Source organism: Pseudomonas sp. FG43, from assembly GCF_057809175.1.
The window spans coordinates 458982-476975 of record NZ_JBMDJL010000002.1 but is presented as its reverse complement, the minus strand read 5'-3'; the positions used below and the strand labels follow the sequence as shown (position 1 = coordinate 476975).

4 protein-coding genes are annotated in these 17994 nt (G+C 62.6%); all 4 read left to right on the top strand.

All coding sequences use genetic code 11. The annotated features are described in order from the left end of the window. The first annotated feature begins 40 nt into the window (after nucleotides 1-40). From ACODS3_RS04845 to ACODS3_RS04830, 4 genes are read left to right on the top strand one after another with little or no spacing between them, the layout of a single operon-like run. Complete coding sequence (locus ACODS3_RS04845) at nucleotides 41-6217, top strand: amino acid adenylation domain-containing protein (RefSeq protein ID WP_489033509.1); 6177 nt, start codon at nucleotides 41-43, stop codon at nucleotides 6215-6217. After that, complete coding sequence (locus tag ACODS3_RS04840; protein ID WP_489033508.1) at nucleotides 6214-7437, top strand: MFS transporter; 1224 nt, start codon at nucleotides 6214-6216, stop codon at nucleotides 7435-7437. The genes ACODS3_RS04845 and ACODS3_RS04840 overlap by 4 nt, the downstream gene beginning before the upstream one ends. Next, complete coding sequence (locus ACODS3_RS04835) at nucleotides 7424-16915, top strand: polyketide synthase (RefSeq protein WP_489033506.1); 9492 nt, start codon at nucleotides 7424-7426, stop codon at nucleotides 16913-16915. Before ACODS3_RS04840 ends, ACODS3_RS04835 begins: the two co-directional genes overlap by 14 nt. After that, a complete protein-coding gene (locus ACODS3_RS04830) occupies nucleotides 16912-17994 on the top strand; it encodes a Gfo/Idh/MocA family oxidoreductase (RefSeq protein ID WP_201001916.1) in 1083 nt (360 codons plus the stop codon). Before ACODS3_RS04835 ends, ACODS3_RS04830 begins: the two co-directional genes overlap by 4 nt.

The window sequence follows — 17994 nt, the reverse complement described above, 5'->3', positions numbered from 1 at the left end:
CCCTGCGCGGCACGAGTACTTGTCTGGATGGAGTCTTACCATGTACACATCGACCAGAAAAGCCTCGACTACGCGCGGCACAACGCTTGAAGACTTCGACCCTGCAACACTGGTTGATGAAATCGCCAAGCAACTTCGCTTGCCCGTCGAACAGCTACCAGGCGATGCCAACCTTCTACGGCTGGGCCTTGATTCAATGCACCTGATGGCCTGGCTCAATCGTTTTCGTCGCCTGGGCTTCAAGGTGACCTTGAGCGAGCTTTATGACCACCCGACGCTGGAGGGCTGGCAAAACCTGCTGGCCAATGCCCGCGCCAAAGTTTCGGGTGCCGCAGTACCACAAGCCACCGAACCGCTGCCGCGCATGAGCGATGGCCAGCCATTCCCGCTGACCGCCGTGCAGCACGCCTATCTGGTAGGCCGCTCCAGCGAGCAACCACTGGGCGGCGTGGGTTGTCATCTGTATCAGGAATTCGATGGCCATGGGCTAACCGCACAGGTGCTGGAGCCTGCGATCTATCAGCTGATCGAACGCCATCCGATGCTCAAGACCCGCTTTCTGGCCAACGGTCGCCAGCAATGGCAACCACACTCCTCATGGCCGGGCCTGAAGGTTCATGACCTGCGTCAGCACGACGAGACTTCGCGCCAGCAGAGCCTCCTGCAATTACGTGAGCAACTGGGCCATCGTCGCTTGCAGGTCGAGATCGGGGAAACCTTCGACTTCCAGTTGTGCCTGCTGCCTGAAGGCAAACACCGGCTGCTGGTCAATATCGACCTGCTGGTCTGCGATGCCGCCAGCTTCAACCAGTTGTTCGAGGAACTGATTGCCCTGATAGCAGACCAGCCGCTGCCGCCCTCGCCCACCGATTACGACTTTTGCAGTTACCTGACACAGGTCGAACGCAACGATCAGGCCCGTATCGAACAGGCCAAAGCCTGGTGGATGGCGCGTCTTGACGATTTGCCGCTGGCCCCGATCCTGCCTTTGGCGCAAGAACCCGAGCGTATCGAACAGGTCCGCATCAGCCGCCGTCGCGGACAACTGGACGCCGAGCAATGGCAGGTTTTCAAGGAGCACGCCGGCAACCACGGCGTAACCCCGACCATGGCGCTGGCCACATTGTTCAGCGCGGTGCTGGGTCGCTGGAGCGGCCAACAGAAACTGCTGCTGAACCTGACCCTGTTCGACCGTCAGCCACTGCATCCGGCTGTGTCCGGCATGATTGCCGACTTCACCAATATCCTGCCGTTGCCGGTGGAATGTGACGGGCAGACCTTTGCCGAACTGGCACTGGCCAACCAGCGGACGTTTGCCGAAGTCCATGAGCACAGCGCCTGGTCCGGCGTTGAAGTGCTGCGCGAACTCAAGAAACACCAGCGCCATCCCCATGGCGCGCCGTTGGTGTTCACCAGCAATCTGGGACGCCCGCTGTATGGCGAAGCCGAAGCAAGCTCCATCGGCGAACTGGGCTGGGGCATTTCCCAGACCCCGCAAGTATGGATCGACCACCTGGCGTTCGAGCACCGCGGCCAGATCATGCTGCAATGGGACAGCAACAACGACCTGTTCCCCAAAGGGCTGACCGACACGCTGTTCGAGGTCTATTTCGAGCAGGTCCTGGCCTTGATTGCTGACCCGAGCGGCTGGTCACGCCCGCTGCCAGAACTGATGCCTGCCACCCAACGTGTGGTTCGCGAGCTGGTGAACGCCACGGCGCGTCCCGTGCCTGCCGGCCTGCTGCACGACGCCGTTTTCGCCCAGGCAACACACCGTCCAGATGCCATCGCGCTGATTCAGGGCGAGCGTCAGTTGAGCTTTGCCCAGTTGATCGACCAGGCCAGTCGCCTTGCCGGCAGCCTGCAAGCCCGAGGCGTGAGCGCAGGCGATACGGTCGCGGTCAGCATGTTCAAGGATATCGGCCAGATCATTGCCGTACTGGGCATTCTCAAGGCCGGAGCCATTTACGTTCCCGTGCCACCTGATCAACCGCTGGCGCGACGCCTGGGGATCTATAAAGGTGCCGGGGTCAAGTGCGTGCTGACCAGCGCGGAAGAACCTCGCGAAAACGACATCGACAATCGCCTCGACTGGCAGCAGGCAATCCTCGGTGAACCGCTGCTTCAGCAAGTGGCGGTGGATGTGCAACAACCGGCCTACATCATCTACACCTCGGGTTCCACCGGCGAACCCAAAGGCGTGGTCATCAGCCATCAGAGCGCCCTGAACACCTGTGTGGATATCAGCCAGCGCCATCAGGTCGACGAAAACGACCGGGTACTGGCCCTCTCGGCGCTGCATTTCGACCTGTCGGTCTACGACATCTTCGGCGTGCTCGGTTCAGGCGCTTCGGTGGTGCTGGTCAACGAGCAGCAGCGCCGTGATCCGGCGCTGTGGTGCGACCTGATCGTGAAACACGGCATCACACTATGGAACAGCGTACCTGCCCTGTTCGACATGCTGCTGACCTACAGCGAAGGTTTCGAGCTGCACAGCCCGTCACATCTGCGGGTGGTCATGCTGTCCGGCGACTGGATCGGCCTGGACCTGCCCGAGCGCTATCACCAGTACCGCGCCGACGGCCAGTTCGTGGCCATGGGCGGTGCGACGGAAGCGGCGATCTGGTCCAACACCTGCACCGTGGCGCGTGTCGAGCCGAACTGGCGCTCGATTCCCTACGGCCAGCCGCTGGCCAACCAGAGCTATCGCGTGGTGGATGAGCTGGGTCGCGACTGCCCCGACTGGGTTGCGGGGGAACTGTGGATCGGCGGTATCGGCGTCGCACAAGGCTACTTCAACGACATCGAGCGCAGCGCCCGTCAATTCGTCGAAGTGGACGGCGCACGCTGGTATCGCACCGGCGACATGGGCTGCTACTGGCCCGACGGCACTCTGGAGTTTCTGGGTCGTCGCGACAAGCAGGTCAAGGTCGGCGGCTATCGCATTGAGCTGGGTGAAATTGATGCAGCGTTCAACCGTCTGGATGGCGTCAAAAGCGCCATCAGCATGGCGCTGGGCGAGCGGGAAAAAAGTCTGGTGGCCTTTGTCGTGCCGCAAGGCTCAAGCCTGTGCAGCCCGGTGGAAGCCGACCCACGCACACCGACCGACTATTGCGACTGGCTGACGTCTGCCTGCCTTGCCGAGCTATCGACCTCGCAAGATGCTCTGCTGGCTGATTTCCTGACCCAGCATCTGGCCCTCAACGGCCTGGACTTCAATACACCCGCCAGCCTCGACGCGGCCCTGCAAACCTATGGCGCTCAGGAACAATGGCGTGGACTGATGGGTCGCTGGCTGGACTGGCTGAGCGCCCAGGGCCGCCTGAGCTGCAATGCCGATGGACAATGGCAGCGCACACACAGCGCCGAATCGGTCAGCAGCGCCGACAACGATTCGACTTACGCACTCAAGGAAGCGCTGAACGCTCACCATGACGCACTCAGCGATATCCTGCGCGGCCAACGCAATGCCCGGACTTTGCTCGATCACCCTTACTGGTCGCCCGAGCATCTGTTGATGCAAAGCGCTGGCAGCAGCGCCGCCCTCGAACAACTGGCGGCCTCCATTGCCAGCCTGAGCCAGTGTCTGCAACGCCCCGTGCGGCTGATCGAAGCCGGTGCCCGCAGCGCTGTGGGCGCCGTTCATCTGCTGGAGCGACTGAGCGCCACCCAGGTGCAATACACGGCTATCGATGAGTCCCAGGCGCTGGTCCTCAAAGCCCGGGAACGTCTGGCCCGCTTTGCCCACGGCAAAGCCTGTCGCGACACCGATGCCGAACTCCAGACCCTGCGCCACAGCGCCGATGTACTGCTGATCAATAACCAGTTGCACCGCATCGATCAGCCAGAGCTGGCACTCCAGCGCTGGCTGAAACTCTGTACACCGGGCGCAGCCGTCTGCGTGCTGGAACTGGCGCAGGCTTCTGCGCTGGCATTGGTCAGCGCGGATCTGCTCAACGGCGGTCAGAGTGCCACGCAACAGTTGCGCAACACCGCTCACTGGCAAAACCTGCTGGCACAAGCCGGGCTGAACGCTTGCCAGGCTGATCGCCTGGGCGATGTGCAACGTCTGGTGCTGCGCGCCAGCGACACACTGCAAAAACCGGACGCGGCACGACTGGCCAAGGCACTGGCCAGCGAACTGCCCGGCTATATGATCCCGCAGCGCCTGTACTTTCTCGACGCTCTGCCCCTGACTGCCAATGGCAAGATCGACCACAAGACTCTGGCCCAGCTCTGCAAACCTGCCGTCGAAACCCTCGACGACACTCAGGCCCCGAGCACCGACAGCGAGCAATTGCTGGCCCGTCTCTGGGAAGAGCTGTTGCAGACCGGTCCGGTTCATTGCCAAAGCCAGTTCTTCCAGCTGGGCGGCGACTCCCTGCTGGCCACCCGACTGATCGGCGAACTGGGCAAGCATGGCTATCGCGCACGGCTCGATGACCTGTTCAACTTCCCGGGCCTGCAAGCCTTCGCCGCCACTCTGGTTGCCGACAACAGCGCGCCTGCGACAAACCTGCAACATGATCCCGCTGGCCGCTATCAGCCTTTTGCCTTGAGCGATGTGCAGGAAGCCTATCTGGTGGGTCGCCAGCCCGGTTTCGTACTGGGTGGCGTAGGCGCGCATTTCTTTGTCGAGTTCAACGTCGAACAACTGGATATCCAGCGCTTCGAGTCGGTCTGGCAACAGTTGATCGCCCGCCACGACACACTGCGCGCAGTGGTGCGTGACGGGAGCATGCAAGTGCTGGAGCAGGTTCCCGCTTTTGTGCCGCAACGTCACCGCGTCAGCTCGCTGCAGGCCCCGGAAACCCTGGCGCTGCGTGATCGCCTGTCGCATCAAGTGCTGAACCCGGAACAATGGCCATTGTTCGATGTGCAAATCGCCGAGGATGGCGGCACGCACAGCAGCGTTTTCATCAGCCTGGACAACCTGTTGCTCGACGGTATGAGCATGCAGATTCTGCTGGCCGAACTGGAAGTGCTGTATCAGCAACCCGACCGCGAACTGGAGCCCATCGAGATCGGCTTCCGGGATTACCAGTGTCTGCGTGCCGCGCAACCCGAGGCCGTCAACGCCCAGGCCTACTGGCAGCGCCGCCTGGACAGTCTGCCGTCCGCGCCGCGCCTGCCATTGCGACAGGACCCGAGCGAAGTCGGTACACCGCGCTTCGTGCGTCTGGCCGACCGGATTCCGGCAGACACCTGGGAACGCCTGAAAGCCCAGGCACACCAGCACCAGTTGACGCCTTCAGGCCTGCTGCTCAGTGCATTCGCCGCCGTGCTTTCGGCCTGGAGCAGCGAACGTGAACTGACCCTGAACCTGACGCTGTTCGACCGTCAGCCGTTGCACCCGCACATCGACCGGGTACTGGGCGACTTCACGTCATTGCTGTTGCTGGCCTGGCAACCGACCGGCCAGTGGCTCGGCAGCGCTCAACGCCTGCAGCAGCGACTCTGGCGCGATCTGGCCCAACGCGACCACTCGGCCATCCGGGTCATGCGCGAACTGGCCAGACGCAACGGTATGACTGCCGCGCAGATGCCGGTGGTGTTCACCAGCGCGCTGGGCTTCGACAAAGGCCGCTTCATGGCCGAGTCGTCCTGGCTCAAGCCGGTCTGGGGCATTTCCCAGACGCCACAGATCTGGCTGGACCATCAGGTCTACGAGTCGGAAGGCGACCTGTGCCTGAACTGGGATGCCGTCGAGGCGCTGTTCGAGCCAGAGATGCTGCGCGCCATGTTTGCGCAGTACGTTGCCTTGTTGCATCAACTGGCCGAACAACCGCAGGCATGGGCCTTGCCGCTGGAGCAACTGGTGACGCGCAAACAGGCAGGCGCCTCAATCGCCACCCTGCCCCGCGCACTGCCAGTACCGACGCCGGTTGACACCGGCAACCAGGTCGATGAGCAGATCGTCGAACAGATCCGCCAGAGCTTCAGCGAAGTGATGGGGCTGAAGCTGCACGACGCCCGACAGAACTTCTTCGATGCGGGCGCCAGCTCCCTGAAGCTGGTGCAGTTGCATATCCGTCTGACTCAGTCGGGCTACCCGCAACTGCAAGTCACGGACCTGTTCGGCTACCCCAATGCCCATGCGCTGGCCTTGCATCTGAGCCAGACAGCGCCAGTCAGCGAAGATCTGGAACAGGCGCGTCGTACCCAGTTGACCCAGCGCAATGCCAGACGGTTACGTCGCATCGGGAGTGCTTCATGAGCCGCTACCTGCCTTATTGGTGTTACTACCTGCATCAAGGCATGCTCACGGCCTTGATGCTGCAAGGGGTGGTCGGCTACTTCCGTCATCAGGGGCTGGACCTTGCAAGCCTCAGTTTGCTGTCGCTGACGTTCCTGCCCTGGGTCGGCAAGTTTCTCTGGGCACCCTGGTGCGAACGCCACAGCATTTCCCTGCGCGGCAACCGCTACCTGGGCAGCCTGGTGATCCTGCAACTGTGCATGGCGGCGACCTTGCTGACGCTCGGCTTTCTGGCACCGGAGCATTCGATCTACCCGATCATGGCCGGTTTGATGCTGCTGGCCTTGCTGTCGGCCAGTCATGACATCTATGCCGACGGTATCACCATCACTACTTGTGATGCCGCCAGTCGTCCGTTCGCCAATACCGCGCAGGTGGGCGGCAGTTATCTGGGCGTGGTGTTCGGCTCGTTCGTGTTCCTCTACCTGGCCGAGCGCTGGGGCTGGCGTGCGGGCTTTACCGGGATGGCGGCGGTTTCACTGTTGCTGTTGTTGCCGGTGAGCCTGCTACCGGCCAGCACGGTCAGCACGGAACCGACACGGCCTCCAAGGCTGGACCTCAGCAGTTTCACGGCCCTGTGGCCTGCGCTCTGCCTGACCGCCATCTACTACCTGGCAATGCGCGGCCTGATGACCGTACAAACCGTGCTCTTGCTGGATCAAGGCTTGAGCCTTGCGGACCTGGGTTTTGTAACGACGTTGTACGGCACCCTCGCCAGCGCCCTTGGCGTATTCCTCGGTGGCTGGCTGGCCAAGCGTTTCGGCGCCTGGCGCTGCCTGTTGCCCGCCATGGCCATCCACGCCGCGATTGCCGTGGCGGCGGCACTGGGCGCCACGCTCTACAGCCTCACGGCCTGGCTGGCGCTGTTCGCGCTGGTCAATGTCGCGGCGGCCATCAGCTTTGTCACGCTTTACAACCTGTTGATGGGCGTCGTACGAGCGCATCAACCGGCCTCGGACTATGCCCTGCTGCAATCGGTGGATGCCGCCATTGCCATGCTCGGTTCCATGGCCGCCCTGCAAGTCGCCCATCATCTGGGCTATCCAGCGTTGCTGGCCATTCTGGCGGCCATTGCCTGCCTTTCTCTATGGCCTGCGTTGCGGCTGCGTCGCCGCCTTGAACGCGCTTCATCCACTTCGTCTAACGCTCCTGCCCAAGAGGTCATTCATGCACACCTTTGAAGAGTTCTACGGCACCAGTGAACCCATCGCAGTCATTGGTCTGGCTTGCCGCTTCCCCGGCGCCAGCGACAGTACCGAGTACTGGCAGAATCTACTGAATGGCCGCGAATGCAGCCGCCGTTTCAGCCGCGAAGAACTGTTGGCCGCCGGGCTGGACCCGGCGCTGATCGACAACCCCGATTTCGTCAATGTGGCCTCGACCATCGATAACCCTGACCGGTTCGATGCCGCGCTGTTCGGCTATTCGCGTCAGGAAGCCGAATCCATCGACCCGCAACAACGACTGTTCCTGCAAACCGTCTGGCACGCTCTGGAGCATGCGGGTTTTGCGCCACGCGACGTTGTTCACAAGACCGGCGTTTTTGCATCAGGACGCATGAGCACCTATCCGGGCCGCGACAATATCCGCGTCACCGAAGTGGCTCAGGTCAAGGGTTTGCAAGCCTTGATGGGCAACGACAAGGATTATCTGGCCAGCCGCGCCGCTTACAAGCTCAACCTGCGCGGCCCGGCCATGACGGTGCAGACGGCCTGTTCCAGTTCGCTGGTCGCCGTGCATATGGCCTGTGAAAGCCTGCGCAGCGGCGAATGCTCCATGGCAGTGGCAGGTGGTGTTGCGGTGTCGTTTCCGCAACAGGCCGGTTATCTCTACCAGCCGGGTATGATCTTTTCGCCGGACGGGCGCTGCCGCCCTTTCGACGCCAGTGCCCAGGGCACCTTTGCCGGCAACGGAGTAGGCGCCGTGACCTTGCGCCGTCTTGAAGATGCCCTGCGCGACGGCGATCCGGTTCTTGCCGTACTGCGCGGCAGTGCAATCAATAACGACGGTCATCACAAGGTCGGCTACACCGCGCCATCGGTGGTCGGCCAGCGTGAGGTCATCAGCGACGCCCTGCTGCTGGCCGATATCGATTGCGCCAGCATCGGCATGATCGAGGCTCACGGAACCGGCACGCCACTGGGCGACCCCATCGAAGTGCAGGCGCTGCGCGATGTCTTCGCCCAGCGCAGCGACATCGGCGGCTGTGCGCTGGGCTCGGTCAAGGGCAACCTCGGCCATCTGGACACCGCAGCCGGTATCGCCAGCCTGATCAAGACGGTGCTTGCCGTCAGCCATGGGCGGATTCCGCCGAGTATCAACTTCGAGCAGGCCAACCCGGCGCTGCAACTGGAAAACAGTCCGTTCAAGGTCCCGACCCAGCCTCGTGACTGGCCAGCCGGGCCGCGCCGCGCGGGCGTTTCCTCCTTCGGAATCGGCGGCACCAACTGCCATGTAATCGTCGAAGCCGTACCGGACACCTTGCGCAGCGTCAGCCCCAAACCTGAGGCCAGCGCTCTGTTGCTCAGCGCCGCAAGCCAGGCATCACTGCAGCAACTGGCCGGTCGCTACGCCCTGCAACTCAAGAACAGCAACGCTCCTGCCAACCTGGCACATACCGCGTTACACGGTCGCCAACTCGACCTGCCTTATCGCCTGGCGGTGCCATTGCATGAAGAAACGGCACCGGCACTTGAAGCCTTTGCCCAGGGCAACAGCGATGCACTGCTGCATGACGGCCATGCACAACAGGCCGCACAGCTCTGGTTGTGCAGCGGCCAGGGCAGCCAGTGGGCGGGCATGGGCAAAAGTCTCTACGGCCAGGCCAAGGCATTTACCGAAAGCCTGGACCGCAGCTTCGCCGCCTGCGCTGCCCACCTTCAACCATCCCTGCAATCGGTGATGTTCGGCGAGCATGACACGCTGATCGACCGCATGGATTATGCGCAGCCGGCCATCGTGGCCTTTGCCGTGGCCATGGCCGCCCACTGGCGCGAACAAGGCCTGACGCCGGACCTGCTGATCGGTCATTCGGTGGGTGAGTTCGCTGCCGTGGTGATCGCCGGAATCTACCGTCTGGAAGACGTGCTGCCACTGGTCATTACCCGTGGTCGCCTGATGAACCAGAGCGCCGCCGAAGGCACGATGCTCTCGGTGTTCTGCGACGCCGCAACCCTTGAGCCTCTGGCCCGCCAGCATGGCGTCGAGATTGCCGTGCATAACGCCGAACAGCATCTGGTGGCTTCGGGCAGCCGTGACGGCATCGAGGCGCTTGTGCAAACACTGCAAGACCGGCAGATCCGCCATAATCGCCTGAGCGTGGCCGGTGCAGCACATTCTCGTCTGCTCGACCCGATCCTTGATGAGTTCCAGCAAGCCTGCGCCCGCCTGCATGCCAACCCCGGAAAAATCCCGCTGATCTCGACCCTGACCGGCCAGCCGCTGACTCAGGCAGAGCTGGAAAGCGGTGATTACTGGCGCCGGCACATGCGCGAGCCGGTGCGCTTCCATCAGGCATTGCAACAAGCCCTGCAAACCGGCGTCGGCATCAGCCTGGAGCTTGGCCCCGATGCACCGCTGACCGGCATTGGCACTCGCCTGCAACAACCGGGCGTTCACTGGATCGCCAGTGCCCGACGTCACAAACCCGCACAGACTGTATTGCAAGACAGCCTCCTGCGCCTGTTCGCCGCTGGCGCCAACCTGCCATGGCGCGAGTTGCTGCCCAGCAGCGGGCAGCGCATCCAGGCACCACTTTATGCCTTCGATGAACAACGCTACTGGTGCGATACGCCACGTCAAACGCTCGCGGTGACTCAGCAGGATCCGTTGCTGGAAGCCGGTCGCAAGGCAGTCATTCAGGAAGGCGCAAGCCTGGATCTGCCGCGTCTGGAACGCCTCTATGTGTGCGTGACCAAGCTGCATGCAATCTATGTCGATCAGATGGTTAGTCAGTGCGTGGGCGAGCGCATCGATGCCGGTGCTCCGGCGCTGGATATACTGCGTGGCGGGCGTCTGCTACCGCGTCACCGGCAATTGCTGGTACGCCTGCTCAACGCCTGTGTCGAGGACGGCTACTACGCGCAGGAACAAGGCCTCTATCGCACCGCCATTCCGGTGCCTTACGAGCAGCGCGCAGCCCTGCTCAAGGAGTTGCGCGACTGCTGCGAAGGCCTGGACGTGATCGCCGAAACGGTCGAACGCGCTGGCGAGCAGCTTTTCGCCATGATGAACGGCTCCGTGGAGCCCGTGGCAGTGATCTTCCCGGAAAGCGCATCGAGCGGCGTGGAAGTGCTGTATCAGCAATTCAGTTTCGGTCGCTACTTCAACCAGATTGCCGCAGGCGTGATAACCGGGCTGGTCAACCAGAACCAGCAGAACGGTGGTGGCCCGCTGCGCATTCTGGAAGTCGGTGGCGGCACGGGCGGCACCACCGCCTGGCTGTTGCCCGAGCTCAAGGATGTGGCGGATGTGCGTTATTGCTTCACCGATATCTCCGCCCTGTTCAGCCGCCGCGCCGAAGACAAGTTCAGCGAATACGACTTTGTCGATTACGCCCAGTTCGACCTGCAGAAACCGGCCGGCGAGCAAGGCTTCCTGGCCGGGCAATATGACCTGATCGTCGCCGCCAACGTGATCCACGCCACCCAGCATGTGGGCCAGACGCTACAAAACCTGCGCCCGTTGCTCAAGCCCGGTGGCGGCCTGTTGATGCGCGAAATCACCCGCCCGATGCGTCTTTTCGACTTCGTGTTCGGCCCGCTGGTACTGCCGCTGCATGACGAACAGGCCCGTGGCGGCGAGTTGTTCCTGTCCACTGAACACTGGCAGCAGCAATGCCGGGAAAGCGGTTTCGAGCGCCTGGACTGGCTGCCGGACGATGGCAGCGCCACCGCCAACATCAGCGAACATATTCTGCTGGCCCGAACCCAGGCGTCGAACGTCACCAACAACCCTGCCAGTGCCGGTCACGACAGTGGCAGCGCTGTCCTCGGTCGACAATTGGGCGAAAGCCTTTATCAACCCGACTGGCGCGATTGTGCCGGCCAGGCACAACGCTGGCAGGCGCGTCTGCAACAGGCGTGCAGCGAACTGGCGGCGCGGCATGGCGATACGCGCCAAGTGCCAGTCTTCAATCAGTCTGTCGCCTTGCCGGAGCGGCTGGACAGTTTGTCGCTGGAATGGTGTGCCAGCCCGTTCGGCGTCGCCCGCGTCACCCTCAAACAACGCAATGACCAAGGCCAATGGCTCTTGCTGGGCAGCGCCGATAACCAGCCAGCGGCCAGCGCGTCTCTGCCCGCACTGAAAGCAGCGCCGGGAACTCATTACGCCTGGCAGTGGCTGACACTGAAAGTGCAGGATGCCGTTGTACCCGCGTTGCGTATTGAACCGGCCAGCATGCGATCTGCACTGGCTGAAGTGGGCATTGCTCATGACCCTGACGCCAAGGCCTGTCTGCTGATCGTGGAAAACGGCGAGCTGCAAAGCATCACCAACGACGTGCTCAATGCCCTGACCCACAACACCGATCAACCGTTGCTGGTGGTCACCCGCAATGCCTGGGCACCGACCGCCGTAAGTCCGGAACAACGTGCAATCTGGGGTCTGCTAAAGGTTGCCAGTGCCGAGCAGCCAGAGCGGGCGCTGGCGGCTATCGACCTGAATGGCAGTGACGAATGGCAACAACTCTTGCCGGGACTGAGCGCCGCACAGAGCGGCGAACGCTGGATCGCGGTACGCAATGGCCTGGTGCAGGTCCAGACACTGGCCGTCCAACCCCACAGCACCGCCAACCTGCCCGCGCAAAGCTTCACCGGCAACGGCTGGCATGTGGTCACCGGCGCCTTTGGCGGGCTGGGTCGCTTGAGCGTCGAGTGGCTGGCTCATCAAGGTGCCCGTCGCATTGCCCTGCTCGCCCCTCGTTGCCCTGAAGACGTCGGGCAATGGTTCGCCCGCCTGCAACAGGAGCACACCTGCGAATTGCGCTGGTTCGACTGCGATGTCAGCGATCCGGCTGCACTGGGCATGTGCCTGGAAGACTTGCAACTGGATGGCGGCCTGACTGGCGCGATTCATAGCGCCGGTCTGCTGGACGATACACCGCTGGCCAACCTCGACAGCGAACGCATGCAACCGCTGTTGCAGGTCAAATGCTCGGCCGCCAGCCAGCTCCAGACCGCACTGGCCGGTCAGGGCCGCTATCTGCTGCTCTACTCTTCGGCCGCTGCCAGCCTCGGCGCATCGGGCCAGGGTGCCCATGCGCTGGCCAGTGCCTATCTGGACGGTCTGGCCGAAGCCAATCCTCGCACCAGCCTGCGCACCATCAGCATTGCCTGGGGTGCCTGGGGCGAAATCGGCCGGGCTGCCGAAGACAACCTGCATGCCAGACTGGCTCAGGGCGGAATGGGCACGCTGCAAACAGGCGAAGGTCTCTGGCATCTGGAGCAAGCTGTCATGCGCGGTGCGCCATGGCACCTGGCAATGCGCGTGGATCATGAGCGTATCGACCCGCGTCGTCGCCTGTTCGCACAACAGGCCGAACAACCTGCCGCCCGACCTCAGGCCAAGAACACTCGGCAGACCAATGCCATCGCGGCACCGGTGCTGACCGGCGAAGCACAGGCTGATCGTCAGGCCCTGAGCCAGTGGCTGAGCGCATCGATCTGCCGACAATTGCGCCTGGGCTCCGATTCTGCGCCTGCGGAAAATCAGGACCTGATGCAACTGGGTCTGGACTCGTTGCTGTTCCTGGAACTGAGCAGCGATATCCAGCGCCAACTGGGCATCCGTCTGGACGCCGAACAGGCCTATCGCGACCTGAGCATCCGCGGCCTGAGCGCCCTGTTGCTGGCCGATGCCGGGAAAGCGCCGGTGGCCGCGAACGATCAGCAGATCGTGCCTGATCCAAAGGCGCGCTTCGAGCCGTTCCCATTGACACCGATTCAGCACGCCTACTGGCTGGGACGCACCGACCTGATCGAATACGGCGGTGTGGCCTGCCATGTGCTGTTCGAGTGGGACAAGGCCTATGCCGACTTTGACCTGAGCCGTTTCGAGCGGGCCTGGAATGCGCTGATCGCACGCCACGACATGCTGCGCATGGTGGTCGACAGCGACGGTCGGCAACGCATCCTTGAACAGACGCCCTGGTACAAGCTGCCACGCAATGACCTGCGCGACTTGCCTGAGGAACAGCAACAACAGCGCTTGCTGGGCATTCGCGAAGAAATGTCGTATCGGGTCCTGCCCGCCGACCGCTGGCCTCTGTTCGAGGTCACGGTCAGCGAACTGGATGCCGAACATTGCCGCCTGCACATGAACCTCGATCTGCTGCTGTTCGATGTGCAGAGTTTCAAGGTGATGATGGACGATCTGGCCACGGCCTATGCCGGTCAGGACCTTGCACCTCTGCAACTGACCTTCCGCGACTATGTGCTGACCGACCTGGCGCAGCGCGACAGCCTGCAATGGCGCCAGTCCTGGCGCTACTGGCAGGACACGCTGGAGCACCTGCCAGCCGCTCCGCAGTTGCCGATGGCCGCCGTGCCGCAACAGGGCCAGCCACGTTTCCGCACTCTGCAGGCCACGCTGGGTGCCGAGCACTGGAGCAGCTTCAAGACGCAATGCCAACAGTCTGGCGTCACCGCCTCCGCGGCCTTGCTGGCGCTGTTTGCCCAGACACTGGAAAGCGTCAGCCGCACGCCGGACTTCACCCTCAACCTGACTTACTTCAACCGCCGTCCACTGCATCCGCAGGTCCAGCAGTTGATCGGCGACTTCACTTCGGTGCTGTTGATCGACTTCCAGCTGGGGCGCGGCGACAGTCTGCGCCAGGTCATGGAAAGTACCCAGGCACGTCTCTGGCAACGCCTCACCCACACCAACGTCAACGGTGTGGAACTGATGCGCGAACTCGGACGCCGTCAGGGCCAGAGCCGTCAACCGGCAATGCCGGTGGTGTTCACCAGCATGCTGGGCATGTCGCTGGACGGTAAAGCCATCGATCAGGCCATGACCTCGACCCTCGGCGACCCGGTGCATGTCTTCACCCAGACGCCGCAGGTCTGGCTCGATCATCAGGTCATGGAGATCGACGGGGAGCTGGTGTTCAGTTGGTACTGCATGGAGGACGTGCTGGCCGATGGTTTGATCGACAGCCTGTTCCAAGCCTATGGCGAATTGTTGCAGAAGCTGGCAAGCCAGCCCCAAGGCTTCGATGGTCTGCCCGATCTGCCGCGCCACGACTGGTCGGTCAATCTGGACGGCGAGCGTTTCGACCCGCAAGCCCTTGAGGCACAGTTGCGCCGTGCTCAAGGCGTTCAGGCGGCAAGAATCAGCGTCGATACCGATGGCCGGACCTTGCTGGGTGAACTGGTCGCCAGAGAACCGGCAGCCCTTGATGACACCCTTCTCGCCCCGCTGCCACTGGCGCTGAACGAGTTGCCGGACCTGAGCGATGCCCAGCGTCGGGAAGTGGACCTGACCTGGCAAGCGCTCGAAAGCCGTGCCCGCCAGGGCATCCTCGCCACTCTGCAAAAACACGGGCTGTTCACTGAAGCAGGTCAGAGCCATGACCTGGCTCAGGTGATGACCCGTCTGGGAGCATTGCCGCAATTTGGCGGCCTGCTGCGCCAATGGCTGGCCATGCTCTGCCAGCAAGGCTGGGTACAACAGGACGGGCAGCGCTACCTGACCCTGGCGCCAGAAGGTGCCCCGGCGATAGCGCAGACACTGCCTGATGCCGACTGGAGCCAGACACTTTCCACCTATCTGGATGCCTGCATCGAGTTGCATGGAGAGTTGCTGCGTGGTGATCGCTCGCCACTGAGCCTGCTGTTCGGTAACAGCGACGAGGTCGTGAAAGCCCTTTACAGCAACAACCCGGTCCTGCATTGCCTGAACAGTGTTCTCGCACAGACCGCTAAGGCGCTGGCCGGTAAACGTCGTGACCTGCGCGTGCTGGAAGTGGGTGCCGGTACCGGTGCCACCACCAACCACTTGCTGCCGATGCTGGAAAGTCATCTGAGCGAATACCGCTTTACCGATGTTTCCAGCCTGTTCCTCAAGCAGGCCCAGGAGCGCTTCGCAGCCTGGCCACAACTGACCAGCTCGATTCTGGACCTGAACCAGCCCGTGGACTTCAGCCAGCATCCGGCACAAGGCTACGACCTGATCGTGGCGGTCAACGTGATGCACGATGCTTCCCATGTGACACGCTCACTCAAGCGCTTGCATCGTCTGTTACGCAGTGGCGGGCATTTGCTGCTGCTGGAGGCCACAGAACGCGACAGCGCGCTGCAACTGGCGAGCATCGGGTTCATCGAAGGCCTGAGCAACTTTGAAGACGAGCGCAGCGAAGACGACAAGGCCATGCTGGATCTGCCGCGCTGGCGCACTGCCGTGCAGGCTTCGGGCTTCAGTTGGGTGATGAACTGGCCGCAACAGGCTCAGGACAGCATGCGGCAGCATTTCATGCTGGCCCGCGCCGAAGGCAACACGCATCTGGATCTGGCGGCCGTGCAGGCAGATATTGAACAGCAGACACACTGGCCACTGGCATTGCGTCAGGTCGAACAGTTGTTGAGCGCGACTGAAACCCAGCGTGCCGAAGCAGCCAGCACCGAGTCTCGTCCCACAGCAGTCGTGAACCCGGCAACACTGGATGCCGTCGCCCGGCTATGGCAGGAATTGCTCGGGCAAAGCCTGGATGCCGAAAGCGACTTCTTCCAGAGTGGCGGTGACAGCCTGATCGCGACCCGCATGATCGCGCGCCTCAACCGCATGGGTTACCCAAGCAGCAGCCTGCGCAATCTGTTCGACAACCCGCGTCTGGGTGACTTCTGCGCCACCTTGCAGACCACCGAAACCCGTGCCGACGACAACCCGCTGGCCCTGGCCCGTGGCCGCAACAAGCTGCCGATGTTTGTGTTCCATGCGTCCGATGGCGAAATAGGCTCTTACCTGCCGCTGGCTCAAGCGCTGGATCTGCAGGTCTTCGGCCTGCAGGCCGCCGATGCACTGGGTATTCAGTCTCTGCAAGATCTGGCAGCACATTACGTTCGCGCCATTCGCCGCCAACAGGCCAGCGGACCGTATGTGCTGTTGGGCTGGTCCTACGGGACATTCGTGGCCGAAGCGGCTGCTCATCTGTTGCAGCGCGATGGTCAGCAGGTGCGCCTGATCCTGCTCGACCCGGTCTGCCGTGAAGACTTCCACTTCGAGAACCGTTCGGGCCTGTTGCGCCTGATGGCCCGGGGCGCGAAGACCGTCGAGTTGCCCGACGATCTGGAACAACTTTCCGCATCCCGGCAACTGGAAGTGTTCATGGGCAATGCCACCCGTGCCGGCGTACTGAAGAACCAGCCGGAACCGGAGCAGGCCCGACAGTGGCTGCAACGCATCGAGCACTTGATGAAGCTGCTGACCCGCCACTCACGCCCACAACACCTGGACCTGCCGTGCCTGTGGCTGACCGCCGAAGGCCGCCCGCAGCACTGGCAACCCGCCGAACAGGACTGGCAGGAGTGGGCTGCACAAGCCCGACGTGAATCCATGGCCTGCGATCACTGGCAACTGCTGCTCGAACCGCAACAAGTCGAACGTACCGCCGCAGCCATCAATGCCTGGCTGGTCGCCACTGACAAGGAGCATCAACAATGAGTACGCCTTTGAAAGTCCTGATCGTCGGGGCCAAATTCGGCGAGCTGTACCTCAACAGCTTTCTGGACGAGCAACCCGGCCTGCAACTGGCTGGCCTGCTGGCCAATGGCAGCCCGCGTTCCAGAGCGCTGGCCAATGCCTTCGGCATCCCGCTGTACACCGACATCGAGCAATTGCCCGGCGACCTGGACATTGCCTGTGTCGTGGTTCGCTCGGCCATTGTTGGCGGTGTCGGCGGGCAGCTCACGGAAAAGCTGCTGCGCCGTGGCCTGCACGTCATTCAGGAGCACCCGGTTCACCCGGATGAAATCGCCCGTCATCAGCAATTGGCCGCACAGTCGGGGCTGCATTACATCGTCAACAGTTTCTACCCGCATACCGAAGCCGGTCGTTGCTGGACCGGTGCAGCACAACGTGTCAGCCAGTTGCTGGATGGCCAGAAACCACAACTGGCGCAACTGACCACCAGTCGCCAGTTGCTCTATTCGAGCCTGGACCTGCTGCTGCAAGCCTTGGGCTGCGAGCTGGCGGCACAGGCCAGCGTGAGCCTGGTGGATCGCGACACGGATTTTCACACCCTGTCGCTCAATCTGCCGGGCAGCCGTGTACTGCTGCGCCTGCAAAGCTGGATGGACCCCGACGATCCCGACCTGCACAGCCTGGTCATGCATCAGTTGAACCTGGCCTGGAGCAGCGGATACCTGTCGCTGGACGCCAGTTATGGCCCGGTCAACTGGACGCCCGCGCTGCATGCGGACACTCACAACGACGATCGGCAGACGCTCTACGCCAGCACCGCCAACTACCTTGAGCGAGCCACGGCATTACCCCTGCACCCGGCAGCCAGCCACTGGCGCAGCGCCCATGAAATCGAAGGCCCTGCGGGCGTCACCTGGCTGTTGCAACACCTGAAAGCCTGCATTCAGGGCGAACCTGTCGCTGCAAGCCTGAGCGGCGACTACCAACTCGCCCTGGCCCGGCTCTGGCAGGAAACCCTGCGCTGCGCAGGGCCTGCCGAGCAGCGTTCGGCCACGCCGCCGCGCATCATCGATGCCGACCAACTGCGAGTGGAGGTCTGA